Origin of the sequence: Ekhidna lutea (assembly GCF_900188325.1) — a bacterium.
GTDB classification, from domain to species: Bacteria; Bacteroidota; Bacteroidia; order Cytophagales; family Cyclobacteriaceae; genus Ekhidna; species Ekhidna lutea.
Window position 1 is genome coordinate 658,158 of sequence record NZ_FZPD01000003.1, and the last position, 24,787, is coordinate 682,944.

Genomic DNA, 24,787 nt, shown 5'->3' on the forward strand with positions numbered 1-24,787 from the left:
CCCCCAACCCCTCCTTTATTCTCTTGAAAGAGTACTTGATACGATTAGCTCTAACTTCGGCTCCCCTTCCAAAGGAGGGATACAGGGAGATTGATGTTAAATGCTTTTCAACTTATCCTTTAAATAAGCCTTCTCCCGTTCATTCTTTGTTAAATCAATGGCCCGTTTAAGTGAGACTCGCGCCTCTGACGATTCACCCAGTGTATTTAGGAGATCACTTTTAATGGCATAAAAGAGGTAGTATTCATCAAAAAACGAGGTTTCTTCCAGCTCCTCTATTTCTGTATAAGCTACATGAGGGCCATGCACTTTTTCCAATGGCACAATTCTATTGAGGCGAACGATAGGAGATGGGGTAATTTGTAGTTGAAGGTCGTAGAGTCGAAGGATTTCCATCCAGTTGGTTTCCTCAAAAGAAGGTGCCTGACAGTGCACAGCACTGATAGCAGCCTGAATGATGTATTCGTTGATACCTCCATCATCAGATGCTTGTTCAAGGTAAAATAGTCCCTGATTGATCAGGTTTTGATCCCATTTGGATCGGTCTTGATTTTCGAGTGTGATGATGTCCCCATTTTCGTCTGTTCGGGCAGAAAACCGAGCCGCATGAAAATGCATCAGAGCCATCAAGGAGTTGGCTGTTGGCGTGTTACAGATTTCACTTTCCAGTAAGACCCGATTAAGTCGGATGGCATCCTCACACAATTCTTTGCGTATGAGCATTTCACCCTCTGCCGACTTGTAGCCCTCATTGAATAGGAGGTAGATGATTTTTAGGACCATCTCCAGCCGCTTCTCGATTTCATTGGCAGGAGGAAGCAGGAGTTTAATTTCCTCTTGTTTAAACTTCTTTTTTGCCCGGGTATATGCCTTCGCTACCGTTTCTTCTTTTTTGAGTAGGGAGCTGGAAATTTCTCTAACGGATAGCCCACCAAGAATCTTAAGAGTCAAAATGATCTGATATTCCTGACTCAGTGATGGATGGCAGCAAGCAAACATCATTCGCACCATGTCATCATTAATCGATTCAAGCGATAAGTCTTCGTTCATCTCTTCGGTGGTTTCCGGAACTTCCTGCTGTGTGGTTTTTTGATCTCTCCTGAGCTGGTCAATCATCTTATTTCTCGCCACCCGCAAGATCCAACCGGTGGGGTTGTCCGGTATCTGGGCGTACGGCCAGGTTTGCATCGCTTTGATCAGAGCCTCCTGCACACTATCCTCAGCAAGTTCCAGATTAGACGCACCAAACTTGCTGGTGAGGTGCGATACCGCCTTACCATATTCCGTTCGGAAGAAGTGATCCACGAGTTGGGAGGTTTGCATTTAGATGAGAATGTAATGGGCGTCATCTTGAGCCTGTCGAAAGATACCCTTCGACAGGCTGTTTAGTTGTAATATTTAATCTTACGTCACTTCGAACAAAGTGAGAAGTCCCCGTGAAGGAGATTTCTCGCCTTGCCTTCCCGCTAGCCAGGCAGGCTCGAAATGACGCTTTAATTACATCCCCATTTCGGTAATTACTTCTCTCACTTCTGTGGTACCACCAAACTCGAAGATTGGGCAGTCCTTGGATAGCTCTACCGCATGATCCATATCATTCGCATCAAGTACAACATAGCCACCAACGACTTCTTTTCCTTCTGTAAACGGCCCATCGGTGATTACATCTCCAGCTTTGCCTACCACTTTTCCTTCCTGCTGCAATGGGTAGCCTTCCGCTTTCACTTTAGCCATCCATTCACCCCATCGCTGCATGTGGGCTTGCATCTGCTCAGGTGATTGGTCTGCATAACCTTCATCACCACCTCGGAATACATACAAATACTTTTTCATCGTCTTAGTTGTGTTTTAGTTAAGATAAATATTTCCTTTAAGACGAGCGTACTAATTGAAAATGGACAATGAGGAATTGAAAATTGCTTTTTGCCCTGTGTTGTGCTGAATCTGAATAAAAGGCTGGAAAAAGTACCTACTAGTTCTGTTGGTCTTGAAAGCTGTTTTGAGAGATTAAAGATTTCAATTTCTTAACAATTGGAGGAGCTTTCCAAATAGGTGTTAGGTCAATTTCAGGCATGAATTTTATTGAAGTTCCAAATTCAGTTTTTTTATTAAAATGCATTGTAACTGGCTGAATGTTCCAAAGCCACGAGTGCGTTACTTTATCTAAATCTGTGATAGGTACTATTATATGTCGAAAATGATTAGAAATGTAAAAATTTTGGTCATCCATGGAGACACTCTTAAGTCTTAACAAAGCAGAATAGAATATTATAATTACTGTCCCTAAGAGCGAAGAAGTTACAATGACTAATTCATAATATTGAAAGTCTACAAAAATGATAGTTAGATAAATTAATGGGCCTCCAAAAACGGTTGGAAAGAAAATCTTAAATGTTAAGGTTAGCTCAGATGAAATTAATTTTTTCATGTTATTCAGCTAGTCTATTAATTAGCAATATATTAAGATTTTGTATCAAATCCGTTATTTACATTTCAAACTGTTGCGATAAACCTAATTCTCCCACACCACCTCCAAACTCTCACCCTCCCAAATCACCGTACTGGATGTCGCATCTTCTCTTCGTTTGATTTTGATCTTCGTTTTATCGGTTCGGATTGTTTCTTTTTTGATTACTTTCCAGTTGTCTTTGTGGTAAACAGTAATATAAATAGAGGGCTTGTCGAGTTCAAGTCTAAAGGTGTTTCTGGCATTTTGTTCAGCATCCTCCCAAAGAATCTCATTTCCTTCAAGCGCCAACATCGCGATCTCTCCATTTGGAACTCCATGCCCGATATAGTTATTGGGATACATCAGACTTCCAGACTGAATGATCACGTTCTTTAATTCTTCTCCTGTCAAGGACGGATATTTCTCCAGCAGACAAGCAGCCAATCCAGTAATAACAGGCGCAGAAAAAGAAGTGCCGAGCGAAGAATAGCATGAAATCTCTGGTTTTACATAATCGAGCCACCCAGGTCCTTTGGAGCTGTATTTCATCTCATCCCAGACCTTAAACTTTGTAGCCCCCACTGTGAGCGCACTTTTGGCGTCTCCCGGCGAACCTACAATCTGCCATTTGTGATCTCCGTCATTTCCGGCCGCAACTATTATCAGTATTCCATATTCTTCAGAGATGCGATCAACTGCCTGCGTTAAGATGGTACTTTTTCCATCCATTTGTTCCGGGCGATAGTTCTCTCGCTTATCATTAAACCCGTAATTATACCCCAGAGACAAGTTGATGATTTTCACACCTTCTTCAGCCATCCATCCCATCGCCTCAATCGCAAATTCCTCTTCCTGCCTTCGCTCATATCCCCCATGATCTGTTCGGGCCAGGTAAAAAGTCGCTCCGGTGGCCAGTCCGTACTGTACATCCCTTTCTTCATTATACCCGGCGATCAATTCCCAAACCTCGGTCCCGTGATTATCATCAAATCCAGCAGTGCCTGAGTAGGGTTTGGCTTCCGGATCCAGATAATCTTTATATCCCGCTATCTGACCATTCTCAAAAAGAGCTTTCAGCGATTCGCTATCATCAGCTTTCAGGAATCCACCATCGATGATCCCGACCTTCACTCCCTTGCCAGTAAGTCCGGCATCAATGATTGCCTGTCCATTGATCTGCTCCAGCGCAAATCCCAATTGCTGCCCGGAAAGGGGCAGATAGAGGAAAAGAAATGCTAATTTTAGCCATCTCATAGTCGGGCAATTTTGTTAAACCAGAACTAAGATAATCCATGCGATACGATCCCATTGACAACCAACTATTTATTCAGAATCGTGAGAAGCTAGCCAAGCGCATGAAACCCAGGTCTGTTGCTATTGTGCATGCAAACGATATCATGCCTACCAACGCAGATGGAACAATGCAGTTTGTCCAAAATGCCAATCTGTTCTATCTGACTGGTGTGGACCAGGAAGAAACAATTGTGTTGATAGCACCTGACTTTCCGGATGAAAAGATGCGGGAAATCCTGTTTGTACGAGAAACGAATGAAGAGATAGCCGTATGGGAAGGCCATAAGCTGACCAAAGAAGAGGGTACGGAAGCCACCGGCATCAAAAATATCAAGTGGACATCTGAGTTTGAGAAGACATTGTACACCATCCTCGCTGAATGTGATCACATCTATCTGGATAGCAATGAGCACATCCGAAATGCAAGTGAGGTGGAAACACGCAATGCCCGATTTATAAAGGAGTGCAAAGACAAATATCCACTATATCAATATGAGCGTCTGTCTCCAATCCTGACAGATCTAAGATGTGTGAAATCACAGTTTGAAATCGACTTACTAAAACATGCCTGTGAGATCACGGAGAAAGGGTTTAGAAGAGTGCTGGAGTTTGTACGTCCGGGTGTAATGGAATATGAAGTAGAGGCGGAATACCTGCATGAATTCGTGAGAAACCGATCGAAAGGGTTTGCATATACACCGATCGTTGGAGGTGGAGGGAACTCATGCGTGCTTCACTATATCGAAAATCGAATGCAGCTAAAAGATGGAGATGTATTGCTGATGGATGTAGGCGCAGAGTATGCAAATTACAGTTCGGATATGACCCGAACAATTCCTGTTAACGGCAAATTCACCGAAAGACAAAGAGCGGTTTACGATGCAGTATTACGAGTGAAGAATGGAGCAACCAAACTTTTAAAGCCAGGGAATAGAATCCCGGAATATCATACTGAAGTGGGTAAGCTGATGGAGAAGGAGTTGGTGGATTTGGGATTGATCACAACGGATGATATCAAGAATGAAAATCCGGATTGGCCGGCTTACAAAAGATACTTTATGCATGGAACTTCTCATCATATTGGTATAGATGTGCATGATGTGGCATCTATTTATAAGGAGTTTGAATCGGGAATGGTGTTTACGGTTGAGCCGGGAATTTATATTCCGGAGGAAAACATCGGCATTCGATTGGAGGACGATATCGTTGTAACTAAAAACGGACACATCAATTTGATGGAGAATATTCCTATTGAGGCGGAGGAGATAGAAGAGATTATGAATAAATGATTCGAAAAGGTGAGATAGATGAAATTCTCCCGATTATAGAAGGGATTCCTGAGTTTAAAAGCCCATACTCAAAAGAAGAATTTACTAAGCGTTTATCAGCTACTAAATCGGTGGTTTTAATAGCCGAGGATGATGGTAAACCAGTTGGTTTTAAGTGTGGATATCAACGAAACTCAAATGCTTCCTTTTACAGTTGGATGGGAGGAGTCTTACCCGAATTTAGAGGAATGGGGATTGCGGCAGCTCTGTTGAAAGAAATGGAGCTGTGGTGTCGATCGAAAGGATATCGGTATTTAACCTTCAAAACATTGAATGAACACAAATCCATGTTGATCTTTGCTTTGAAGTATGGATTTGAAATAATTGATACTGAGCGATCATCAAAAGATGAGCGAATCAGAATTTGGTTAAGAAAACAATTGAAATAATGTCATCACAAAAATTTGATTCAGATAAAGCACCGGAACCCGTGGGGTTATATCCACACGCCAGGCAAGTAGGCGATTTACTTTTCTTATCGGGTGTTGGGCCCAGGGAGCGGGGAACGAAGAAGATTCCCGGAGTGGAGCTGGATGAAAATGGCAAAATCATTAGCTATGACATTGCTGAGCAGTGTCATTCCGTTTTTAAAAATGTCCGGCTGATTTTGGAGGCATCCGGAGCAAGCTGGGATAGTCTGGTGGATGTAACCGTCTTTCTTACCAATATGAAAGATGACTTTAAGACGTACAATAAAATTTACGCTGAGTACTTCAAAGACAATCAGCCATGCCGAACGACCGTAGAAATCAGTTCGCTACCAACTCCGATTGCCATAGAGCTGAAGTGCATCGCGGCTTTAAAACAAAATCAAAATAATGGATAGTCATCCTTCAACAATCTTCATTAAAGATCGTTGATTTGATATTCACGTTAACAAATAAAAAGTTAAGATAAAGGACCCCTACCAAAGAGAAGATCAAAATCACTATTTTTGGGGCTTAATAGTATTATGGAAAGATCATTGGAATACAACACCCAGCGCTCGCAATTGAAATTAAGAGAGTACGGCAGAAACGTGCAGAACCTTGTAGCGCACTTGAGAACGATAGAAGATAAAGAGCAGCGAAATAAAAAAGCGGAAACATTGGTGGAGCTAATGAAGCTCATCAATCCGGATCTGGGCTCAAACAACGAGACCGATCAAAAGGTGTGGGATGACCTACATATCATTTCAAACTTCGAATTGGATATTGATGGCCCATTCCCTAAACCTGATGCGTCTGTTTTAGATCGGAAACCTGAAAGACTTCAGTATTACTCCAATGAGATCAAGTACCGTCACTATGGTCGAGGTGTGGAGATTCTTATTGATCAGGCGATAGCGATGGATGATCCTAAGGAGAAAGAAGGAGCGGTTGTAGCTATTGGACGGTTAATGAAAGGTTTTTTCCAAACCTGGAATAAAGAAAGCATTGAGGATGAGCAAATCCTTAAGAACATCAAACGACTTTCGAATAACCAGCTAGACATTGATATTGAAACGGTAAAAGAGCTTGGTCTTTTTGATTCCGAGAAGAAACACTCAAGCAGAAGAAGCAACACCAACAACAAGGGTCGCAGAAATAATCAGGGTGGAAAAGGTGGAGGTCGCCAAAACAGACCACACAACAAAGGCGGAGGAAACAACCGCAGAAGACACTAATTCGATTTTTTTGATTGACAGATTTGAAGATGGTTTCGATACTATTTAATAGCTTCGTTACCTAATCGAATAATTTTCAAATCATCAAATCTCAAAATCCATAATGTCATCTTTTCGGGTAGAAGGCGGTCACCAGCTAAACGGTGAAATCATCCCTCAAGGAGCCAAAAACGAAGCACTTCAGATCATATCTGCTGTCTTATTGACAGATCAGGAAGTGGTTATTCATAAGATTCCTCAGATTCGTGATGTCCTTAAGCTTATTGACTTGTTGGAGGACATGGGAGTGGAAGTATCAAAAAATGGCGGAGAGTCATGCACTTTCAAAGCCGCCAATGTCAACCTCGACTTTTTAAACACAGAAGATTTTAAGGATAAGGCCTCAGCACTTCGAGGTTCAATTATGATCCTTGGGCCATTACTTTCTCGCTTTGGAACAGGCAGGATGCCAAAGCCCGGAGGCGATAAAATTGGACGAAGAAGACTGGATACCCATTTCGTCGGTTTCCAGAAGCTGGGAGCTAAGTTTAACTACGATTCGAAAACCTCATTTTATACGGTAGATGGCACCAATTTAAAAGGTGCATACATGCTTCTTGACGAAGCTTCAGTTACAGGTACTGCCAATATCATCATGGCGGCAGTGATGGCAGAAGGACTCACGACCATTTATAATGCAGCTTGTGAGCCATATATCCAACAGCTTTGTAAAATGCTCATCCGAATGGGAGCTAATATTGAAGGAGTTGGTTCGAACTTACTACGAATCGAAGGTGTAAAATCCCTCAACGGCACAGAGCATACCTTACTTCCTGATATGATTGAGGTGGGTAGTTTTATCGGCATGGCTGCAATGACCAAGTCCAGCCTTATCATCAAAGATGCACGTATAGAGGAGCTTGGTATAATTCCCGAGACCTTTATGCGGCTGGGCATTAAAATGAATTTTAAAGATGATGATATTCATATTCCAGCTCAGGAGCATTATGAAATTGATTCCTATATCGATGGTTCTATTTTGACCATCGCTGATGCCATCTGGCCTGGGTTAACGCCTGATTTATTGAGCGTGATTCTGGTAACAGCCACACAGGCACGAGGTACAGCTCTTATCCATCAAAAAATGTTTGAAAGTCGCTTATTCTTTGTAGATAAGCTAATTGATATGGGCGCGCAAATTATCCTTTGTGATCCACACAGGGCCACAGTAATTGGATTGGATCGTGCATATCCACTTAGAGGAATCACAATGACATCCCCTGATATACGAGCAGGAGTATCTCTATTGATAGCTGCCATGTCTGCAGAGGGAGTTAGCACCATTCACAACATTGATCAGATTGATCGTGGCTATCAATTCATAGATGATAGATTGAATGCTTTGGGAGCTAAGATTGAGCGTGTAGGGTAGGCTGAACGCTCCTCATTCCATAATTCTTTTTATGTCTTTCCAAAAAAGCTTAACTTCTTTAATAGAAGTTTCAGATCTTTCGGCAAGCACCTTTTCATTAATGCTGAATTTTGTTTGCATTATTGAATTGTCACATTCAAAAAATCCCATACTCCAGGTTTTGAATTCACGGCTCTCGATTGTGCCAAGGTAGAAGAGTGTTACATCATAGTGTCTGTCATCCTTTTCAATCTTGGAATAGATTTCCTGAACCGCAGGCTCATCACCTTCAAGCACTTGAATGAACTTATTGTTGAAGTAAATTAAACACCCGGTGATATTATATTTTTTGTTATTAGCTCGTGAGACTTCCAAAATATCAGTTATATCGACTTTTGGTTGGGCTTTTGAATGATAGACTAGCTCAAACATGGTGGCGATGATTAAAATGGAAGAATTAAATTAGTACTTTTCTCCCTGCTCCGCAAGATCGTATCCTTTGCCTTTCACTTCGTTTTGAGCCTTTTTGTCAAACAGAAGTGGATTGGTATGATTAAGATGAATAAACTTGATCTTGCTCTTCACGCTTGCCGGCTCGCTATCAAATAGCAGCATGGTCTCCTCTACAAAAGGATGGGGCATTTCACTCATGGGACGGTTTGGCAACTCACCATCTTTGAAGAAAGTAGCATCTATAAATGCATGATCAATAGTCACATCCTTGACCATGTCTACAATTTTTCTATCCCATTTGTACCATTTGTCGATATCTGGAATGAATATATATCCCTTGTTGAGTGTGGAGATTTTGAATCCTGCGGTTTCAGAATATTCATCCCGATGAGGAACCGTAAAGGCTTCAACTGTTATCGTATTAGTAATCGGAAGAGGTTGATCTTCAATCATAACAATTGGACTAACGTTTTCATAGCTAACCAATTGACTCCATGGCCCATCAGACTTAAGAAATTCAATCATTTTTGGTAGCGCATAAACTTTTACATCTTTGGCTCCCAAAGCCTCTTTTCCAAGAAACATGAGACCAGTATAGTGCCCAATATGTGCGTGCGTAACAAAAATTCCTGAGGGTAAATATGGATACTGACCATCCGTCAGGTCTCTGAAATATTGTAGTTGTTTGTCCAGGTCAGGAGAGGCTTCAAACATCCACCACTGTCTGGTTACTGGGTCCACCAGGGCAAGTGATGTAACATATCGGGCCATTTTTGGATTCTTGTGAGCTTTCAGGCATTCATTCTGGCAGCCAATATGTGGGAATCCTCCATCTTGAGCAGTGCCTAAAACGATGATTTGCTGAGCATGAGAGAAAATGCAACAAATGAGGATGGTGGTAGCAAAGAGGTACTTCATTAGCTAAAATTAAAAAAGCCCTACCAGAGGCAGGGCTTGATAGACTATTTCTTTTTTTTTAGAATTAACGTCGCTGAAGTTTTACTGACTCATTGATCCAGCAACCGACTGTAATGGTTTGTCCTTCCTCCATGCCTTCATTGAATATTTCTTCTATTGAAGGGAACTGCTCTTTAGATGCTGCCATTTGTGCCTGATTGCCAGCTTTTTCATACATTTTGTGAGCAGCCAGAAACACTCCTCTGTCCATCACTTTGCTTTTATCGCCTTTGCAATCATCAAAACTGGTAAAGTACAAATTGCCAATGAGGTTATAAGCCTCAGCAGAACCTGGTTTAGCGCTAAGTGCTTCATAGGCGAGCGTTCTTGATCTGGATTTATTACCAAGTTTACTGTTCGCTACAGCCTGTCCCATTAAGGCTTCAAATTTTTCTTCATTAGTGGAAGCCAATTTAGCTGCTTCTTCATGGTATTGGAGTCCTTTGTTGATTTCACCAATTGCGAGATATCTACTACCAATGGCATTTGCCAAACTATAAGATGGCAGCTCTTTAAACACAGGTTCGCTAGCCTCTAGAAAGTATGGCTGATCAGTGCACTTAGCCTGAACGGAGTATTTGAAAATCTTCTTCGCTGTTTCCAAATCTTCAGGATTAGACCTGAACTTAGGGACCAATTTGTCTTCAATGAATTCACAGGTAAGAATTCCTGGAATGGAGCTAAGCCAGGCATCAGTTTTTGCCTGCTCCTTATCGAGCTTATCCGCATTTTCACCGTTTTTTCGTTTCTGATCAATGATTTCAGAGATTTGCGTGTGAATATCAAGTACCTTCTCCGCGGGCATTTTCACTGGATCAACCTGATGATAATTTTTAGCCAGGAGCATATAGGTATTTAGGTTGAAGGTGGAAATTTCCGGACCATTCATTTCATAAGCCTGAGCATACAAATTTGCAAGCATTGGGTATTTGGCCGGAGATTTATAATACAGCTTAAAAGCTTCGTACACTTTGCGATCCATCGTCGCAGCATCATTATCAAAATACTCCATCCGCTGATCGTACATCCACAATAGTGAGTCTTGAAGTCGCTCTTTTCTTTCTTTATCAGAGTTTTTTTTCAGCATATCCTCAATGCAGTCCACTCCTTGTATATAAATAGATGGATTTAAATCTGGGTTGTTTTTATAAAGCCAGTTAAGCGGCTTCATTGCTTCAGCATATTTGCTCTGCGCGATCAGGAGCTTATAATATGCCTGCTTTTCCATGGCCTGGGTTTTCATATCCGGATCATCAGGCCAGTTCCAGCCATTTTGTGCGAAAGAGAATGTAGATATGAGCACCAGAAATGTGCAAAAAGTTGATTTAATCATGTCCTTTTGAATTGAATTTTAGTCTTTGCCTTTTGTCTTAAAATTATTCGGGCCAAAACAATGCCAAATGGTAACTAAGTGTTGGCAAATAAAATGTTTGCAAATTGAATAATTTTTATGCTATTACGGTTGCTGATCACATTAGTTTTGTGTTAAATATCACATGTTAAACCAATCGGATGTTCAATTTTAAAGAAATTATAAGTGTTTCCCTCATTTTGTTCTCTGTAATAGACATTTTAGGAAGCGTTCCAATCATCATTGATTTAAGAAAAAAGTTTGGGCATGTGCAATCTGAAAAGGCCACTATTGTCTCAGGCGTGATTATGGTGATTTTCCTTTTTCTGGGAGAAAGTATCCTCAACCTCTTTGGTATTGATATTAATTCCTTTGCAATTGCAGGAGCGATTGTCATGTTCTTGCTTGGGATGGAAATGATTCTGGGGAGGCAATTTTTCCGATCTGATCCGGAAGAGATGAAAAGCGCATCTATTGTACCACTGGCATTCCCTTTAATCGCCGGAGCAGGTACCATGACCACTTTGGTTTCGTTAAAGGCAGAGTTTTCAACTTATAATATTCTTGTTGGTATTGCAGTCAATTTGATTTTCGTCTACCTGGTTTTGAAAACGTGTGGCTGGCTTGAGCGAAAGATCGGAACTGCAGGGTTTAATATCCTTAGAAAAGTGTTCGGTATTGTACTTTTAGCTATCGCGATCAAAATCTTCAAAAACCACCTTTTGGCATGATAAAAATGTTTACAGATGGTGCCGCCAAAGGAAATCCGGGTCCTGGAGGCTATGGTACAATCCTTCGGTACGGTGACAAGGAGAAAGAACTCTCAGATGGATTTCGCATGACTACAAATAATCGTATGGAGCTTTTAGCTGTGATTGCAGGCCTGGAAGCTATAAAGAAGCCCGGGTGGAATGTGATGGTGGTATCTGACAGCAAGTATGTGGTAGATGCAGTAACCAAAGGCTGGCTAAAGGGTTGGGTGGTTAAGGATTTTAAGGGGAAAAAGAATCGAGACCTATGGGAGAGATACCTTAAAGCATCGGCTCCACATAACGTACGCTTTCAATGGGTGAAAGGGCATGCGGGTCATCCGGAGAATGAACGATGCGATCAACTGGCTGTAGAGGCTGCTGAACGAAAAAACCTGAAAGTAGATGCCGCATTTGAAAAAGATAGGGCATAATCTCTTATTTTAGTCTATCAGATATAATACTTGAATCATGAATTTCAATAAAGGCATTTTCTACTTCTTATTCGCAGCGATTGTGATTGGCTCAATGGTGATTTATTTTAAAGTGCAGCGGGATTTGAAAATGGAAAATCCGAACCTTACGGATTTAGCAACCGAGCCTGACTTATTAATGAATACTGCAGATCGAACCATGCAGGATCATAAGTCACTGGCAGCTATTGGCTTTTTGGAAGATGCTATCAAAATGATGAAGCTTCTGGAGGAGGACGGAGATAGTATCAGTACTGGGGCTATCGAGATTGCCATTTACGATCTTCAGGTTGTAGAAGAGCATATCAAGGCAGAGGATATCAATAATGATTTGATGTACGAGGCATTTGCAGATGCCATGAACTCACTTGCTTTTGCATCACTCAGAATTTCTGAGCAATTCATTAGAGAGGGCAAAAAAGAAGAAGCAAGAATTACCATTCATCACGCCATGGATCACCTGCAAAACTCCATTCGGTTTGCCAGAGGGCAGCAGAAAGAGGACGAGATTAAAATTGCAGCTCACCTACAGCGTCTTATCGATGATCATCTGGAGAATGATATCACTGAAATTGATTTGGTGATGGCTGAAATTGACTCAGTAGTGAAAGCGCATGTGATCAAATAGATGCTATGAGTAGAAGGTAGGCTCTACCTCACGTTCACTAAACACAAGCCCAGTATTGGTTAACTCATCCAATACAGGCTCATAGATTTCTTTTTTAATTGGAACGTGTACTCCACTCAGCTTTATCTTACCTTGAAGAATTAGTTTCGCTGCTATAGCTAACGGTAATCCAACAGTTTTTGACATTGCGGTATTCACTTCATCATCCCCCATTGTAACCATGCTGGATTCAATTTGTCGTGGTTTTCCATCCGCCACAAAATTAAACTTGTGCCACATCACGATCATGTCCTTATCATGCGGCTCCAGCGTCCACTTCTTCTTTAAGATATGTTCCAGTATCTGTGCTGGTGTTCCCTGATTTAAGCCTACAAGCTCATCGTCAAACATTCCGAGCCATTTAAGCTTAAACATGATTCCGTTATCCAGGTCCAGACTAAGATAATGTGCTAGTTTCAGTTCAATTGAGTCCTTGGGATTATACGAAAGGAAGGAATTGATAAATTGCCTGTGTGTCATGTTGGACACATTTTCCATCTCATAGGTATCGTCTGTGGCACCAAGTTGTACAAACACATCCCAGGCCGCACAGTATCCGGGCCTCCTAAGAGTCCCTCTGTATAATGTTTTGATTCCTCGAAGGTTGTAGACGTCCAGGTAGGAAAGCGAGTCCCTGTTTGCGTATCCTTCAAAGTATCCATGATCAGGGATGTAAATGGCCTCCGTTCTTCTAAAGAGCTTTTGATAGGGAATGTATTTATATCTACCCTCCTGAATGAATTTACAAGTTCCTTGACCAGCTAACACAACGTTTCTTGGATTCCAGGTAAACTTATACTTCCACGGATTATCGCCAACTGATTCTTCAGCCACAAGGCCACCAGTAAAGGTCTCAAAGCCAGTCAGTTCATACTTCTTTTCCCTTAATTCATCCAGGACTTTCATTGCTGACATGTGATCAATGCCCGGGTCAAGTCCCATTTCCATTATCATCAACTTACCTGCATTCTCAAACTGACCATGAAGCGATTTAATTTCTTCTGTTAGATAAGAGGCAGTAAGAAAATGTTTTTTAAGCTCAGCGCATTTGCGAGCCACATGGATATGCAAAGAGGCTGGTAGCATAGAAATGATCAACTCATGCTCACCTACGAGATTTGTGAGAATCTCCTCGTCAAATACATCAAAAGGAACAGCCTTAGCTTGTGGGTGGTCCTTGATCTTTGATTCAGCAAGCTTCAGATCCTTTTCCGCGATGGTAATGTTCCATTGCTCTTCTGTAGCGTGATCCAGTAAATAGTTTATTAATGCGGTTGATGATTTGCCCGCCCCGATGATCAGGATATTTTGCATCCGGCAAATATGTGTTTATCGCAAATCTTTCAAAAAGACTATTTGCTTTTTTTATTCACAATTGTGCTGGTAGCCTGATCTGTAGGTAAAATCAATAGGTCTCCAATCATCACATGTGGAGGCCTATTAAGTGTAAATTCAATAGTTTCCGCTACATCATGAGCGGTGAGGGGAGTGAAGTTTTGATAAACCTGACTAGCACGATCTGAGTCTCCTTTGAATCTCACTTCACTAAATTCGGTCTCGACAAGCCCTGGATCAATGGATGTTACTTTAATTCCGTGCTCATTTAAATCCATCCTCATGCCTTTTGTCAAAGCGTCAACGGCATGCTTAGAAGCGCAGTAGACATTCCCTCGTTGATAGACCTCAAGGCCAGCTATAGAGCTAACATTGACAATATGACCCTTTTTTCTTTCAACCATTTGCGGAATAATTGCTTTACTGACGTATAATAAGCCCTTCACATTAATATCCATCATCGCATCCCAATCTTCCGTACTGCCTTCATGGATAAAATCCAGGCCATGCGCATTACCTGCATTGTTGATTAATACATCAATTTTTTTCCAATCAGTGGGTAATGATTCAATCGAAGCAAAAACAGCTTCTTTGTCTCGTACATCAAAGCATAAAATTTGCACTTCACCCACCAATTCATTTTGTAGTTTTTCAAGTCGATCTTTTCGTCGGCCACAGATGATAAGTCGATACTTTTCAGATAGTAGACGTGCGGTTGCTTCCCCGATACCGCTTGTAGTTCCGGTGATAAGTGCGATTGGTTGGCTCATTATCTTCCTCCTTTTCCTTTTTTCAATCTTTTCTTTTGCCTTGCCTGAATCTGGCCGGCTCCTTTTGTTTTCCCTCCTAATTTCCTCTTCCCGCTAGGCCCCCCTTCAAAGGTGATGAAAATACCCAGGTTTTGAGTTGTCAGTTTGTCTAGCCCCACGCTGAAGTCGTTTTGGTTGTCAGTGAGCATATTCCTCAGCCCATACGAATACCTGATCTCCGGTGAAAATTTGAAGTAGGCGAAGTACATATCTAAACCAACCCCCACATCTATGGCTAGATTCCAGTTTCTCAGCTCTAATTTCTGTCCAACATCCTGCTCATCTCCCTTGCCGGCAGCTTCCAGCGATGGATTGATTCCAGCAACCATATACATGGCCAGATTGCCTCTTCTTGCGGACTTATATTTCAGTAGCAATGGTAACTCCACCATAGTAGCATCTTTTAGCTCACGTTGGGTTACCCCATTTGTAAAACGGTAACTGAGGTCATTTTCATAAAATCCCACCGTTGGTAAAATCCGAAAATCCAGATATTGCGCTACTTTCATGTTAATCACAAACCCCAACTTAAACCCTCCCAGATTTCCGGGAATGATGGAGTGAACAGTATCCATTGCTGGAGAAGTAAACTGATCCGAATACCGGATCATGTATTTAGATGAATGTACTCCGATTAAAAAACCATAATGAATCCATTGATCCCCATAGTTAATGAGGTTATCAGTCGGGTTGTTTTGAGCCTGAGAAGAATGCCCCATTCCCAAAATGAGCAAACAAGCAATGGCTACTTTTCTCCCACGTAAATAGAGCTGATGCCTAGGGTTAATGGTTTGCATTTAGTGTTTTTATATCCTGTTTTCTCCAAAATCCTTAAAAATTTATCCCCAAATGGAAATTCATTTACAGATTCGGGCAAGTAGGTGTATGCTGCATTATCTTTAGATACCACCTTTCCAATCTTCGGTAATATCCAACGAAAATAAAAATTATATAATTGTTTGAATGGAAATACAGTCGGTTTCGAAAACTCGAGAATCACCGCTCTTCCACCAGGTCGAAGCACCCGATTCATTTCTGCTAGTCCTTTTTCCAGATTTTCAAAGTTTCTCACTCCAAAAGCAACGATCACCGCATCAAAGCTATTGTCTTCGAATTGCAGGTTTTCAGAATCCCCGGATTGCATGTCGATGATATCTGCAATCCCTTTTTTCTTCATTTTCTCACGACCTACATTCAGCATGCCTTCAGAAATATCTACTCCCACGACCTTTTCAGGGTTGAGTTTTAAAGATTCAATGGCAAAATCACCAGTACCTGTTGCTATATCAAGTATGTGTTTGGGCTCAAGGTCTCGCAGCATTTTAATGGCTTTCTTACGCCATCTGATATCAATACCAAGGCTTAAAAAATGATTTAAAAAGTCGTACTTGCCCGAAATGCTATCAAACATTTCTGCCACCTGCTTCTTCTTCGCATCCGACTTATCTTTGTAAGGAAGTACCGTCATAATTGCCGCAATATTAGTGGATTAAACCCTTGTACGGTTCAAATGTTATCAGTTTCTTCCTCATGCAGATAAAATCAGCCGAATTTGTAATTAGTAGTCCTGATGTGTCAGGGTGTCCTCCTCCCGATAGGCCGGAATATGCTTTCATTGGCCGCTCCAACGTGGGAAAATCCAGCTTGATTAACCATATGACTAATCGTAAGAAGCTCGCAAAAACTTCATCTACGCCTGGAAAAACACAGTTGATTAATCATTTCTTGATTAATGAATCCTGGTATTTGGTGGATCTTCCGGGTTATGGTTGGGCTCAAACATCAAAGACAAACAAAGCAGCCTGGAAAAAAATGATTCACTCTTATCTGGAACAACGCCAGAGTTTAGCATGTGTATTTGTGTTAGTAGACAGTAGGCATGAGCCACAAAAGATAGATTTAGAATTTATGGAATGGCTGGGGACAGAGGCTATTCCTTTTAGCATAGTGTTTACTAAAGCAGATAAACTGGGAAAGACCCAAATCCAATCAAATGTGGCATTGTATAAAAAAATCATGAAAAAAACCTGGGAGGAGTTGCCTCCCACATTTATTACTTCTTCAGCAGATCGGGTTGGAGGAGAAGAAATATTGGAATTTATTGAACGAATTAATGCAGAGATAGTAGGATAGGATATTTTTGCGACCTCAAAAAATAACATATGGAATTCAGCGATATAGCATCGGTTTCTGGAAAAGGCACACTTTTCAATATTGTTCAACCAACTCGAACAGGGGTGATACTCGAAAGCCTCGATGAGCATAAAAAGAAAATGGTGGCCACCATGCACAATAAGGTGAGCATACTTTCTGAGATCTCCATCTACACAACAGATGCGGAGGGAGCAGTGCCATTGGAAGATGTGATGAAAAAGATTCACAAGGAATTTGATGGTGATACCGATCTGGATAAAAACAGTAGTCCTGAAGAACTGAAAGCTTTCTTAAAGTTTGTTCTGCCAGACTATGATGAGAGCAGGGTTTATGTTTCTGACATCAAAAAAGTGGTTAGCTGGTATGATCAATTGGTGAAGCAAGCACCAGATGTTCTGGCTGAGAAAAAGGAAGAAAAGAAAAAGGAAACTAAAAAGCCAGCAAAGAAGAAAGAAGAGGACAAGGGTGAGTGAGGTAAAGTATAAATTTAGAGTTCGCTGGGCAGATTTGGATCCAAATGGACACATGCGTCATACGGCCTACAACGACTACTGTGCACAAGCCCGCTTGATGTACTTTGAGGAGATCAGTATGCCTTTTCAGAAACTACTGGAAATGAATGTAGGTCCAATACTTTTCAGAGAGGATACGAGATTTTTTAAGGAAATCCGAATGAATGAAGAGTTCGAGGTAGGGTTTACAATATCTAAACTTCGGAAAGACGGGTCTAAATGGTCATTTCGCCATAATATCTATACAAAAGATGGAGATCTTTCAGCAAAGATCGATGTTGATGGTGCATGGTTAGATATTGAAAAGCGTAGAACAACTGTACCTCCTGCTGAGTTAAGCGGCCTATTAAATGATGGGATAAAATCAGAAGATTTCGAGTGGATTCCCGATAAGGTTAAGGCTTAAATTCATCTGGCACTTCACAACCTGTTTTTCTTCTCGTATCCACCAGATGGAATATTTTCCAACCATCATCTCTTTTGATAAGGTGAAAAGCATCTACTCCGCAGTGGGAAAACTGATCATCGACGTAAAAAGCATAATCCACCCATACTGAAGCCAGGTTCCCGTCAATTTCTACTTTCTCATTCCAGATCGGCTCATTCCATACTTGCTCCTTTGGCTGGCCTACTGCATTAACAAATCGACTAAAATCTCCAATAGAAAGTTTTGATTCACCTTCCTGATTTATAAAAGCTGTGAAAGTATTGGGTGCTTCGGTAAAGCATTGCTTGAGCAAGGTGCTGTCGCGGGTACGCATAGCTTCAAATACTTGATTTATCACTTTCATTATGGTTTCTTTTTCATCACTTTGGGCGGAAGAAATAGCGGGAACCGTACAGATTAGAATAAATAATAATAGTTTTTTCATGATTGTGTTTTTCAAAGTCTGAAAAATTCATTGATAATTGCCTTAATCAGCGCAAAGGACATGGATGAAGTTACACTAGCAAGACAGAGTTACCAACTGATTCACAAGGATTTAGGATTAGAGGATCAATTGGAATTTGGGGAGGGGGAAAATGAATTTGATCGGCTGGAGGAGTTCCTAACCAAACAAGTTAATCACCTATTGGATCACGACCTCAACCGCCTTCTTAATGCGCTATATCGTATTGATATTCCTGAAAATCAAGTAAAAAGCCTTTTGCAAAACTCAAAGCAGGGCGAAATTGCGCCAAACATGGCAAAGGCAATTATCGAACGAGAAAAACAGAAAGTGATTACCCGGCAACAGTATCAGCCTTGATAAAAGAGGTAGCATACTCCACCATCTCCGACGAGCCTATATACAATGGCGATCTCTGATGAAAGGTGGTTGGCTGAATGTCCAGAATTCGCTCTTTACCATTTGTAGCCACTCCACCTGATTGCTCTGCGATGAATGCAAGCGCATTACATTCATATAGAAGTCTCAGCTTACCATTTGGTGCTTTTTCAGTATTTGGATAAAGATAGATACCACCCTTCATCATATTTCTATGAAAATCAGCTACCAATGATCCGATATATCGGGCGGTCATGCCTTTTTTCTTACAATCATCTACATATGCTCTCACCCATTCATCAAAAGCAAAGTAGTTACCCTCATTGATGGAGTAGATTTTTCCATCTTTTGGGCTTTTCATTTTATTGTGGGATAGAACAAATTCTCCAAGACTTGGCTCCAAAGTAAACCCATGGACTCCACGACCAGTGGTGTAAACCAGCATAGTGGATGATCCGTAAAGAATGTATCCTGCTGCCACTTGCTCAGTGCCTTTTTGCAGCACATCTTCATCCTGAACAGGCCCACCGACTGGTGAAATTCGTTTGTAAATGGAGAAAATTGTTCCAATAGATACGTTTACGTCGATATTAGAACTGCCGTCAAGTGGATCAATGGCTACAACATATCTGCAATTTGGGTTGAGGTGGATGATTTCCTGCTCTTCCTCAGAAACTACAGCACAAGTCATTCCTCCGTTTTTTAGTGCCCGAGTGAAACGAATATCTGCTACTACGTCAAGTTTTTGCTGATCTTCACCCTGTACGTTTTTCTCTCCAAAACCACCGGTGATGTCAAGTAAACCAGACTTGTTCACCTCTTTATTAATGATCTTTCCAGCAAGCGCGATATCCCTCAAAAGTTGAGATAGTTCACCAGTGGCTGAGGAAAATTCATCCTCTTTTTGTTTAATAAAGCGGTCTAAGGTTGTTCCTATCGGTAGCCCAAGCTTACTTTTGTTCATGTGGGGTGTTAATTCAGAATTAAATTTTGCTTTTCAAACCACGAAATTAATTCATTCACTAGTTATAACGTTTGCATTATGCAGATTTTCAAGTTTGGTGGTGCATCTGTAAAGGATGCGCAAGGGGTCAAAAATTTGGCTGAAATCGTTTCATCTCACGCTGCTGAAAGGGTGGTGGTGGTCGTGTCTGCAATGGGTAAGATTACCAATAAACTCGAGGAGCTAGTCAAGCAGGCCCATGGTGGAAAAGATTATTCAAAAGAACTTGAATGGGTAAAATCGTACCATCGGGGTGTAATTAAAGAGCTGGGAATCGAATTACCAGAGCGATATATTGGATTCGAAAAATCTTTGGAGAGTGCGCTTAAAGATCTGAGTGAGTGTGAACCAATGCTTGCTTATGATAAAGTGGTTCCCCATGGTGAGCTTATGTCTACATCCATTGTAGAAGCATATTTGAGTTCTAAAGTGAATAGTGTCTGGTATGATGCTCGATCTGTTATCAGAACGGACCAATACTTCACAGAAGCAAATGTTGACTGGGTAGTTACCGAAAAACAAATTATCCAGAACCTAAAGCCAATTGCGGAGGAAAGTGTTGTTGTTACACAAGGCTTTATTGGTTCTGATCTTGAAGGTAATTCTACCACACTTGGGAGAGAAGGTTCCGATTATACTGGTGCTATTCTGGCTTACTGTCTCAATGCGGATGGTTTTACGGTATGGAAAGATGTCCCCGGGATTTTAAATGCAGATCCACGTATACTGGATGGAACAGAGCAGTATGAAAAACTGAGTTATCGTGAAGTCACTGAAATGACCTATTACGGGGCGCAGGTTATCCACCCAAAGACGTTAAAACCGATTGCACAAAAAAGCATTCCGCTGATTGTGCGCTCGTTTCTGGATAAGGGCAAGCCGGGAACTACTATTGCTTCAGAAAATACAACTAAAATGATTCCCTGCTTCATTTTTAAAGGCAATCAACTTTTGGTCACGGCGCAGGTAAAGGATCATAGCTTTATGGATGAGAAAAAATTGGGGTTAATCCTCCAGGTGCTTGATTTGCTGAACATCAAGATCAATTTGATGCAGAATTCGGCTTTGACATTTTCATTTTGTATTGACAACAAAGAGTTTAAATCAAAGCGAATCAAGGAACTGCTAAACCGCGATTTTATTTTGTCTTTTGATAGTCCATTGAACCTGGCTACAATTAAAAACTATACGCCGGATGCATTCAACAAATTGCCATGGAATCGTTCTGTGATTATGGAACAGAAAACTTCGAATAACTATCAGGTTTTGTATAGATGAGTAGTCTGTTTTTCAGGAGAGCCGAAATAGTTGATATTCCAATACTTAATAAGATAAGTGTTCAATCTAAAAAGCATTGGGGCTATCCGGATGATTGGATTGCGCATTGGATGGATGATCTTCAATTAAGCGAAGATGACTTTAAGCAGCAGAGGATATTATTGATTGAAGTTGACAATGAAATCTCAGGATTTTGTTCAATCGTCAATTATAAAATGAGTTCTGAGATTCTTCATCTTTGGCTACTGCCAAGATATATTGGGAGTGGTTATGGAACGAAATTACTTGAGCAGACAATTGATCAGTTGGTTCCTGAAAATAATGAAATAATTGTGGAGGCGGACCCAAACGCTGAATCGTTCTATTTTAGACATGGGTTTGTAACAATAGATCAAAAAGCAAGCTATCCGCATGGGCGGTTTCTACCAGTCATGAAAAGGCTGGCCCGCTCAAACAAATCTGTTTAATGTTTGAATCACTCCTGAAAGGTACGAGCTCCCAAAAAGATTGACATGCACAAGAAGTGGGTACAGGTTATGAATATCCACTCTTTGATCAAATCCTGGCTCAAGTGGGTATTCCTTTTCATAAAAATGATAGAATTCCTGGTCAAACCCGCCAAATAGTTGAGTGAAAGCCAATTCTGTTTCTCTATGCCCATAGTGGACCGCCGGATCGAAGATGGCAGCTTCACCAGATGAATTGATCATGAAATTCCCACTCCAAAGATCACCATGTAATAATGCTGGAGGTTCTTCCGGGATCAATTGATCCAACTTTCCAAGAAGGATTTCAAACTGATTTCGAATAGGGTTTGATATCAGACCTTTATGAGATGCTAGTTTTAGTTGTGGGTTTATTCGTTCTACAGCGAAGAAATCGTACCAACTATTATGCGTCTTATTAGATTGAGGCAGGCTTCCTATGTAGTTATCGTGATCAAGCCCAAAGCGCGAGGAGGTTATTTTATGCTGTTTGGCGAGATTGGTGCCGAAAACTCTCCAGAAATCAGGAGTTTGTCGTCCTTTTTCAATCCATTCGGTAAGCAAATAGGATTTACTGCCCAATTGATCCTGAGCAATTACCTGAGGTGAAAAGACAGGAGAGAGATTATTAAGGATTTTTAGTCCTTCAGTTTCTGCCTGAAACATTTGCTTCAGCTCTGCCTTATTCCATTTCAGGAAATAAGAACTTTCCTTGGTGCTGATCTTTACAGCACTATTGATGCAACCACCAGATACATGTGAAGTAGAAATGATTTCAGATAATAAGTGTTTTTGTATGACTTGCTCGAGGAAGTCATTCATAAGTTATGCTTCTTTTTGAGGAAAGTTAAGAATTCTACCAATGACCTATCCAGAATCTGATACACGGTTTCAAATCCATTGGTGCCTCCGTAATAGGGATCCGGAACATCTTCACCTTTGCCATATGGGTCAAAATCTCGCATTAGGAGAAGTTTTTCTGGATGCTCACCCATTTCAGCAATCATATTGCTTTGATTGGAGTGATCCATAGCCACCAGGTAATCAAAGTCAGTTTGATGGTGTTTTTTGAATTGTTGACCTTTATGATTTACCGGAATCCCATGCTTTCCAGCTATTTCTATTGTTCTGGGATCAGGATTTTCTCCAACATGGTAGTTGCCAGTTCCGGCAGAGTCAGCCATTATTTTGTTGCTTAATCCTTCATTTTGAAGCTTTTTATTGAAAATTGCCTCGGCAAGAGGAGACCTGCAGATGTTACCTAAACAAACAAATAAAACTTTTATCATAATGGGTGGTTACCTTTTTTGATTAGATAGTATATATCTAATGCATAACACAAATTTATTCATACACCTGTTTGACAAGTAAAAAAGAAAGTCCCGTTTTTGACGGGACTTTTCTTTGTTTAGACGGTTCTTAGGTTCTATCTAATACTGAAACCAGCCCCAATTGTTAGAGTGTTGTATTTCTGAATTGCATAATCCGCATGTAGCGTTAAAATCAATAGCTTCAGCCTGAATCCAAGGTTTATTCTTGGTCCGGTAGATAAAAAGCTGAAATCGATTGGATCTGTAACAGTGCCAGCTTCTGTATCATAAGTGCCGAGCATGTTAAAGGTGGTTTTGGTATTTGCAATACCCACGCCTCCAAAAACGGTCAGAATAGAAAGTTGTTTGGAAACTAAGCCCTGAAGCGTGAATCCATTCGTTTGAAATTGTGCAATTTGGTCAGGAGCATCTGCGTCAAGGAATAATTGTGTGGTCATTCTATTCCAGCCCACAAACCCGGATACATCTAAAGGAAGTTGCTTAAATCCAGGAACCCATTGCTTAAGATCGTGCATTACACCGATACCAAACATTTCGAATGAATATTCATTTTCAGACTCGATTGCTGGAACTATTCGAATTTTCAAATCTGTGTTTTTCATGAGACCAATGCCAACCTGAATCATCCCGGAAGGAACCGCATTAAAAGGAATAGATTCTTCTAAACCTAGTCCGGTAGGAGTACTGATACTGTAGCTGTTGCCTTCTGGGTCAGTGTATTCCAGCATAGGAAGAAAATCTGCATTCAGATTTGGTCCAAAAAGTGTTGGAGTATCTCTAATCAAATTACCCTGGCTATCCGTAGGTCCGTTTGGATCTACTCGAAGTGATGTATAGTCTGAATCATTAAGTCTAAAAAATTCACCACTGGATGGCACCATTGCCAATGTGAATGTAGGCGTGATGTCAAAGCCAAAAAGTTTATGTGGCTTGGCGGTATTGTACCACCCACTATTGATCCCGTATCCGAAACCAAGGAATGCCGGCTCCAAATAATTCTCTAAAAGTGTATTTGCATCCTGAGCGCTCGCTTCAAGAAAATTCCCAAAATCAACCTGGCTTTTTCCAATGAAGGGTGATGCGATAATTGAAAGTATGATTAATATTTTTTTCATTTCAGTGATGATTATTAAAGGTTTCTAACCTTAAGTAAAACATTAAAGTATAGCTTGAAATCGAAATCTATTTCTCGAGAGTTGGGGTCAGCTGGTACAGTGCCCAAGTCAAAAATCACTTCAGAATTAACGTCTGAACTATTACTAAGCTCTGAAATAATTGAATTACCAGCAGTTGAGGTCAAATTTATCTCTGTTTTAGCAACATTGGTAAGCATACCTCCAGTTGTTTCAATAGGAATTGTTGCAATTATGCCAGTGGAAGAAAGTATGTGTATTGTAAGTTCGTCAAGCGGCAGGTTTTCTTCTGAATCAATGCCTTCTATTTCATAAGACATTCCTATGAGTTCGATTGAGTTCCGATCGATTCCACCACCCGCAGAGCCAAGATCCCGTAGCGCATCATTAAATGCACTTACATCCCCAAGAGAATAGTTTATGCTTGTAGCATCCGGATCAACACTGATGACCGTTGCAGGGATTGTAATAGATATTGGTGCTGTCACCGGGGAATCAGCGGATACATTAAATCCAAATCCAGCCTCACCGCAGGAAAAAATGATAAGTGAAAGCAGACTTGCTGATAATAGTTTTCTTAAGTGTTTCATTTCATAAATGGAATTTGTATTTCGTAAATCTAACTAAAATCATGAAGTAAGAATGAGAAGTAAACCATTGGAAATGGCTTTTTATCGAACAATTGTTTGGCTGTCTGATTTATGTGATCTAATTTCGCAATTAA

31 protein-coding genes are annotated in these 24,787 nt (G+C 40.8%); 14 read left to right on the plus strand and 17 right to left on the minus strand.

Annotated elements, in window-relative coordinates; all coding sequences use genetic code 11:
• Positions 1 to 96 precede the first annotated feature (96 nt).
• The 4 genes from CHB71_RS10805 to CHB71_RS10820 form a co-directional block, all read right to left on the minus strand.
• Positions 97 to 1,323 (minus strand): RNA polymerase sigma factor, encoded by a 1,227-nt coding sequence (locus CHB71_RS10805; protein WP_089356920.1) that lies wholly within the window; start codon positions 1,321 to 1,323, stop codon positions 97 to 99.
• Between the two features lie 174 nt (positions 1,324 to 1,497).
• Positions 1,498 to 1,833 carry a YciI family protein gene (locus CHB71_RS10810; protein WP_089356921.1) on the minus strand — a complete coding sequence of 112 codons (336 nt, stop codon included), beginning with the start codon at positions 1,831 to 1,833 and terminating at the stop codon, positions 1,498 to 1,500.
• 139 nt (positions 1,834 to 1,972) lie between these two features.
• Positions 1,973 to 2,428, minus strand: coding sequence for a hypothetical protein (locus tag CHB71_RS10815; RefSeq protein ID WP_089356922.1), 456 nt, complete (start codon positions 2,426 to 2,428; stop codon positions 1,973 to 1,975).
• An 84-nt stretch (positions 2,429 to 2,512) separates the two neighbouring features.
• On the minus strand, positions 2,513 to 3,703 hold the full coding sequence (locus tag CHB71_RS10820; RefSeq protein WP_089356923.1) for a S8 family serine peptidase: 1,191 nt from the start codon (positions 3,701 to 3,703) through the stop codon (positions 2,513 to 2,515).
• Between the two features lie 38 nt (positions 3,704 to 3,741).
• Here CHB71_RS10820 and CHB71_RS10825 point away from each other — a divergent pair, with 38 nt between their 5' ends.
• From CHB71_RS10825 to murA, 5 genes are all read left to right on the plus strand, one after another.
• Positions 3,742 to 5,031 carry an aminopeptidase P family protein gene (locus CHB71_RS10825; RefSeq protein ID WP_089356924.1) on the plus strand — a complete coding sequence of 430 codons (1,290 nt, stop codon included), beginning with the start codon at positions 3,742 to 3,744 and terminating at the stop codon, positions 5,029 to 5,031.
• Positions 5,028 to 5,459, plus strand: coding sequence for a GNAT family N-acetyltransferase (locus CHB71_RS10830; RefSeq protein WP_089356925.1), 432 nt, complete (start codon positions 5,028 to 5,030; stop codon positions 5,457 to 5,459). The genes CHB71_RS10825 and CHB71_RS10830 overlap by 4 nt, the downstream gene beginning before the upstream one ends.
• Entirely contained in the window at positions 5,459 to 5,896 is a 438-nt protein-coding gene (locus tag CHB71_RS10835) for a RidA family protein (protein WP_089356926.1), read from the plus strand. Before CHB71_RS10830 ends, CHB71_RS10835 begins: the two co-directional genes overlap by 1 nt.
• Before the next feature lie 126 nt (positions 5,897 to 6,022).
• Positions 6,023 to 6,715 (plus strand): DUF4290 domain-containing protein, encoded by a 693-nt coding sequence (locus CHB71_RS10840; RefSeq protein WP_089356927.1) that lies wholly within the window; start codon positions 6,023 to 6,025, stop codon positions 6,713 to 6,715.
• Between the two features lie 103 nt (positions 6,716 to 6,818).
• Positions 6,819 to 8,126 (plus strand): UDP-N-acetylglucosamine 1-carboxyvinyltransferase, encoded by a 1,308-nt coding sequence (gene murA / locus CHB71_RS10845; RefSeq protein ID WP_089356928.1) that lies wholly within the window; start codon positions 6,819 to 6,821, stop codon positions 8,124 to 8,126.
• Positions 8,127 to 8,138: 12 nt separating this feature from the next.
• Here murA and CHB71_RS10850 read toward each other — a convergent pair whose 3' ends face one another.
• The 3 genes from CHB71_RS10850 to CHB71_RS10860 form a co-directional block, all read right to left on the minus strand.
• The gene (locus CHB71_RS10850; RefSeq protein ID WP_089356929.1) at positions 8,139 to 8,537 is read right to left on the minus strand and encodes a BLUF domain-containing protein; all 399 of its coding nucleotides are present in this window, start codon (positions 8,535 to 8,537) and stop codon (positions 8,139 to 8,141) included.
• Positions 8,538 to 8,567: 30 nt separating this feature from the next.
• Complete coding sequence (locus CHB71_RS10855) at positions 8,568 to 9,476, minus strand: MBL fold metallo-hydrolase (protein WP_089356930.1); 909 nt, start codon at positions 9,474 to 9,476, stop codon at positions 8,568 to 8,570.
• 64 nt (positions 9,477 to 9,540) lie between these two features.
• Entirely contained in the window at positions 9,541 to 10,848 is a 1,308-nt protein-coding gene (locus CHB71_RS10860; protein WP_144017396.1) for a hypothetical protein, read from the minus strand.
• A 179-nt stretch (positions 10,849 to 11,027) separates the two neighbouring features.
• Here CHB71_RS10860 and CHB71_RS10865 point away from each other — a divergent pair, with 179 nt between their 5' ends.
• The 3 genes from CHB71_RS10865 to CHB71_RS10875 are packed head-to-tail and all read left to right on the plus strand — an operon-like array spanning position 11,028 to position 12,716.
• A complete protein-coding gene (locus CHB71_RS10865; RefSeq protein ID WP_089356932.1) occupies positions 11,028 to 11,597 on the plus strand; it encodes a MarC family protein in 570 nt (189 codons plus the stop codon).
• Positions 11,594 to 12,049 (plus strand): ribonuclease HI, encoded by a 456-nt coding sequence (rnhA, locus tag CHB71_RS10870; RefSeq protein WP_089356933.1) that lies wholly within the window; start codon positions 11,594 to 11,596, stop codon positions 12,047 to 12,049. The genes CHB71_RS10865 and rnhA overlap by 4 nt, the downstream gene beginning before the upstream one ends.
• Positions 12,050 to 12,086: 37 nt before the next feature.
• Complete coding sequence (locus tag CHB71_RS10875) at positions 12,087 to 12,716, plus strand: hypothetical protein (protein ID WP_089356934.1); 630 nt, start codon at positions 12,087 to 12,089, stop codon at positions 12,714 to 12,716.
• Positions 12,717 to 12,719: 3 nt separating this feature from the next.
• Here the strand turns inward: CHB71_RS10875 and CHB71_RS10880 are convergent, their stop codons facing one another.
• The 4 genes from CHB71_RS10880 to ubiE are packed head-to-tail and all read right to left on the minus strand — an operon-like array spanning position 12,720 to position 16,367.
• Positions 12,720 to 14,069, minus strand: coding sequence for a saccharopine dehydrogenase family protein (locus CHB71_RS10880; RefSeq protein WP_089356935.1), 1,350 nt, complete (start codon positions 14,067 to 14,069; stop codon positions 12,720 to 12,722).
• A gap of 38 nt (positions 14,070 to 14,107) precedes the next feature.
• Positions 14,108 to 14,860 (minus strand): SDR family NAD(P)-dependent oxidoreductase, encoded by a 753-nt coding sequence (locus CHB71_RS10885; RefSeq protein WP_089356936.1) that lies wholly within the window; start codon positions 14,858 to 14,860, stop codon positions 14,108 to 14,110.
• The gene (porT, locus tag CHB71_RS10890; RefSeq protein ID WP_089356937.1) at positions 14,860 to 15,696 is read right to left on the minus strand and encodes a type IX secretion/gliding motility protein PorT/SprT; all 837 of its coding nucleotides are present in this window, start codon (positions 15,694 to 15,696) and stop codon (positions 14,860 to 14,862) included. Before porT ends, CHB71_RS10885 begins: the two co-directional genes overlap by 1 nt.
• A complete protein-coding gene (ubiE, locus tag CHB71_RS10895) occupies positions 15,645 to 16,367 on the minus strand; it encodes a bifunctional demethylmenaquinone methyltransferase/2-methoxy-6-polyprenyl-1,4-benzoquinol methylase UbiE (RefSeq protein WP_089356938.1) in 723 nt (240 codons plus the stop codon). Before ubiE ends, porT begins: the two co-directional genes overlap by 52 nt.
• A gap of 62 nt (positions 16,368 to 16,429) precedes the next feature.
• Here ubiE and yihA point away from each other — a divergent pair, with 62 nt between their 5' ends.
• The 3 genes from yihA to CHB71_RS10910 are packed head-to-tail and all read left to right on the plus strand — an operon-like array spanning position 16,430 to position 17,971.
• Positions 16,430 to 17,032 (plus strand): ribosome biogenesis GTP-binding protein YihA/YsxC, encoded by a 603-nt coding sequence (gene yihA / locus CHB71_RS10900; protein ID WP_089356939.1) that lies wholly within the window; start codon positions 16,430 to 16,432, stop codon positions 17,030 to 17,032.
• A gap of 29 nt (positions 17,033 to 17,061) precedes the next feature.
• Positions 17,062 to 17,526, plus strand: coding sequence for a DUF5606 family protein (locus CHB71_RS10905; RefSeq protein WP_089356940.1), 465 nt, complete (start codon positions 17,062 to 17,064; stop codon positions 17,524 to 17,526).
• Complete coding sequence (locus CHB71_RS10910) at positions 17,519 to 17,971, plus strand: acyl-CoA thioesterase (protein WP_245811251.1); 453 nt, start codon at positions 17,519 to 17,521, stop codon at positions 17,969 to 17,971. Before CHB71_RS10905 ends, CHB71_RS10910 begins: the two co-directional genes overlap by 8 nt.
• Here the strand turns inward: CHB71_RS10910 and CHB71_RS10915 are convergent.
• Complete coding sequence (locus CHB71_RS10915) at positions 17,961 to 18,437, minus strand: nuclear transport factor 2 family protein (protein WP_089356942.1); 477 nt, start codon at positions 18,435 to 18,437, stop codon at positions 17,961 to 17,963. The genes CHB71_RS10910 and CHB71_RS10915 overlap by 11 nt on opposite strands.
• A gap of 60 nt (positions 18,438 to 18,497) precedes the next feature.
• Between CHB71_RS10915 and CHB71_RS10920 the strand changes: the two genes are divergently transcribed.
• Positions 18,498 to 18,815, plus strand: a complete 318-nt coding sequence (locus CHB71_RS10920) for a hypothetical protein (RefSeq protein WP_089356943.1) — start codon at positions 18,498 to 18,500, stop codon at positions 18,813 to 18,815.
• On the opposite strand, the gene fbp is transcribed toward CHB71_RS10920, so the two are convergent.
• A complete protein-coding gene (gene fbp, locus CHB71_RS10925) occupies positions 18,790 to 19,797 on the minus strand; it encodes a class 1 fructose-bisphosphatase (protein ID WP_089356944.1) in 1,008 nt (335 codons plus the stop codon). The two genes, CHB71_RS10920 and fbp, sit on opposite strands and share 26 nt — an antisense overlap.
• Before the next feature lie 78 nt (positions 19,798 to 19,875).
• Here fbp and CHB71_RS10930 point away from each other — a divergent pair, with 78 nt between their 5' ends.
• Both CHB71_RS10930 and CHB71_RS10935 read left to right on the plus strand, forming a co-directional pair.
• Entirely contained in the window at positions 19,876 to 21,114 is a 1,239-nt protein-coding gene (locus CHB71_RS10930; protein WP_089356945.1) for an aspartate kinase, read from the plus strand.
• Complete coding sequence (locus tag CHB71_RS10935; RefSeq protein WP_089356946.1) at positions 21,111 to 21,581, plus strand: GNAT family N-acetyltransferase; 471 nt, start codon at positions 21,111 to 21,113, stop codon at positions 21,579 to 21,581. The genes CHB71_RS10930 and CHB71_RS10935 overlap by 4 nt, the downstream gene beginning before the upstream one ends.
• Here CHB71_RS10935 and CHB71_RS10940 read toward each other — a convergent pair.
• The 4 genes from CHB71_RS10940 to CHB71_RS10955 form a co-directional block, all read right to left on the minus strand.
• Entirely contained in the window at positions 21,564 to 22,421 is an 858-nt protein-coding gene (locus CHB71_RS10940; RefSeq protein ID WP_089356947.1) for a fructosamine kinase family protein, read from the minus strand. The two genes, CHB71_RS10935 and CHB71_RS10940, sit on opposite strands and share 18 nt — an antisense overlap.
• The gene (locus CHB71_RS10945; protein ID WP_089356948.1) at positions 22,418 to 22,888 is read right to left on the minus strand and encodes a low molecular weight protein-tyrosine-phosphatase; all 471 of its coding nucleotides are present in this window, start codon (positions 22,886 to 22,888) and stop codon (positions 22,418 to 22,420) included. Before CHB71_RS10945 ends, CHB71_RS10940 begins: the two co-directional genes overlap by 4 nt.
• A 137-nt stretch (positions 22,889 to 23,025) precedes the next feature.
• Positions 23,026 to 24,045 carry a DUF6588 family protein gene (locus CHB71_RS10950; protein ID WP_089356949.1) on the minus strand — a complete coding sequence of 340 codons (1,020 nt, stop codon included), beginning with the start codon at positions 24,043 to 24,045 and terminating at the stop codon, positions 23,026 to 23,028.
• A 14-nt stretch (positions 24,046 to 24,059) separates the two neighbouring features.
• Positions 24,060 to 24,653, minus strand: coding sequence for a hypothetical protein (locus tag CHB71_RS10955; protein WP_089356950.1), 594 nt, complete (start codon positions 24,651 to 24,653; stop codon positions 24,060 to 24,062).
• Positions 24,654 to 24,787: the final 134 nt, after the last annotated feature.

What these genes read in the sequence shown, in the direction of transcription:
- CHB71_RS10955 (WP_089356950.1), bottom strand. Translation starts at nt 24,653, where the DNA reads ATGAAACACTTAAGAAAACTATTATCAGCAAGTCTGCTTTCACTTATC.
- ubiE (WP_089356938.1), bottom strand. Translation starts at nt 16,367, where the DNA reads ATGACGGTACTTCCTTACAAAGATAAGTCGGATGCGAAGAAGAAGCAG.
- porT (WP_089356937.1), bottom strand. Translation starts at nt 15,696, where the DNA reads ATGCAAACCATTAACCCTAGGCATCAGCTCTATTTACGTGGGAGAAAA.
- CHB71_RS10820 (WP_089356923.1), bottom strand. Translation starts at nt 3,703, where the DNA reads ATGAGATGGCTAAAATTAGCATTTCTTTTCCTCTATCTGCCCCTTTCC.
- CHB71_RS10850 (WP_089356929.1), bottom strand. Translation starts at nt 8,537, where the DNA reads ATGTTTGAGCTAGTCTATCATTCAAAAGCCCAACCAAAAGTCGATATA.
- CHB71_RS10915 (WP_089356942.1), bottom strand. Translation starts at nt 18,437, where the DNA reads ATGAAAAAACTATTATTATTTATTCTAATCTGTACGGTTCCCGCTATT.
- yihA (WP_089356939.1), top strand. Translation starts at nt 16,430, where the DNA reads ATGCAGATAAAATCAGCCGAATTTGTAATTAGTAGTCCTGATGTGTCA.
- CHB71_RS10810 (WP_089356921.1), bottom strand. Translation starts at nt 1,833, where the DNA reads ATGAAAAAGTATTTGTATGTATTCCGAGGTGGTGATGAAGGTTATGCA.
- CHB71_RS10880 (WP_089356935.1), bottom strand. Translation starts at nt 14,069, where the DNA reads ATGCAAAATATCCTGATCATCGGGGCGGGCAAATCATCAACCGCATTA.
- CHB71_RS10940 (WP_089356947.1), bottom strand. Translation starts at nt 22,421, where the DNA reads ATGAATGACTTCCTCGAGCAAGTCATACAAAAACACTTATTATCTGAA.
- CHB71_RS10805 (WP_089356920.1), bottom strand. Translation starts at nt 1,323, where the DNA reads ATGCAAACCTCCCAACTCGTGGATCACTTCTTCCGAACGGAATATGGT.
- fbp (WP_089356944.1), bottom strand. Translation starts at nt 19,797, where the DNA reads ATGAACAAAAGTAAGCTTGGGCTACCGATAGGAACAACCTTAGACCGC.
- CHB71_RS10885 (WP_089356936.1), bottom strand. Translation starts at nt 14,860, where the DNA reads ATGAGCCAACCAATCGCACTTATCACCGGAACTACAAGCGGTATCGGG.
- CHB71_RS10920 (WP_089356943.1), top strand. Translation starts at nt 18,498, where the DNA reads ATGGATGAAGTTACACTAGCAAGACAGAGTTACCAACTGATTCACAAG.
- CHB71_RS10835 (WP_089356926.1), top strand. Translation starts at nt 5,459, where the DNA reads ATGTCATCACAAAAATTTGATTCAGATAAAGCACCGGAACCCGTGGGG.
- CHB71_RS10825 (WP_089356924.1), top strand. Translation starts at nt 3,742, where the DNA reads ATGCGATACGATCCCATTGACAACCAACTATTTATTCAGAATCGTGAG.
- CHB71_RS10830 (WP_089356925.1), top strand. Translation starts at nt 5,028, where the DNA reads ATGATTCGAAAAGGTGAGATAGATGAAATTCTCCCGATTATAGAAGGG.
- murA (WP_089356928.1), top strand. Translation starts at nt 6,819, where the DNA reads ATGTCATCTTTTCGGGTAGAAGGCGGTCACCAGCTAAACGGTGAAATC.
- rnhA (WP_089356933.1), top strand. Translation starts at nt 11,594, where the DNA reads ATGATAAAAATGTTTACAGATGGTGCCGCCAAAGGAAATCCGGGTCCT.
- CHB71_RS10815 (WP_089356922.1), bottom strand. Translation starts at nt 2,428, where the DNA reads ATGAAAAAATTAATTTCATCTGAGCTAACCTTAACATTTAAGATTTTC.
- CHB71_RS10855 (WP_089356930.1), bottom strand. Translation starts at nt 9,476, where the DNA reads ATGAAGTACCTCTTTGCTACCACCATCCTCATTTGTTGCATTTTCTCT.
- CHB71_RS10860 (WP_144017396.1), bottom strand. Translation starts at nt 10,848, where the DNA reads ATGATTAAATCAACTTTTTGCACATTTCTGGTGCTCATATCTACATTC.
- CHB71_RS10930 (WP_089356945.1), top strand. Translation starts at nt 19,876, where the DNA reads ATGCAGATTTTCAAGTTTGGTGGTGCATCTGTAAAGGATGCGCAAGGG.
- CHB71_RS10905 (WP_089356940.1), top strand. Translation starts at nt 17,062, where the DNA reads ATGGAATTCAGCGATATAGCATCGGTTTCTGGAAAAGGCACACTTTTC.
- CHB71_RS10945 (WP_089356948.1), bottom strand. Translation starts at nt 22,888, where the DNA reads ATGATAAAAGTTTTATTTGTTTGTTTAGGTAACATCTGCAGGTCTCCT.
- CHB71_RS10865 (WP_089356932.1), top strand. Translation starts at nt 11,028, where the DNA reads ATGTTCAATTTTAAAGAAATTATAAGTGTTTCCCTCATTTTGTTCTCT.
- CHB71_RS10935 (WP_089356946.1), top strand. Translation starts at nt 21,111, where the DNA reads ATGAGTAGTCTGTTTTTCAGGAGAGCCGAAATAGTTGATATTCCAATA.
- CHB71_RS10875 (WP_089356934.1), top strand. Translation starts at nt 12,087, where the DNA reads ATGAATTTCAATAAAGGCATTTTCTACTTCTTATTCGCAGCGATTGTG.
- CHB71_RS10950 (WP_089356949.1), bottom strand. Translation starts at nt 24,045, where the DNA reads ATGAAAAAAATATTAATCATACTTTCAATTATCGCATCACCCTTCATT.
- CHB71_RS10840 (WP_089356927.1), top strand. Translation starts at nt 6,023, where the DNA reads ATGGAAAGATCATTGGAATACAACACCCAGCGCTCGCAATTGAAATTA.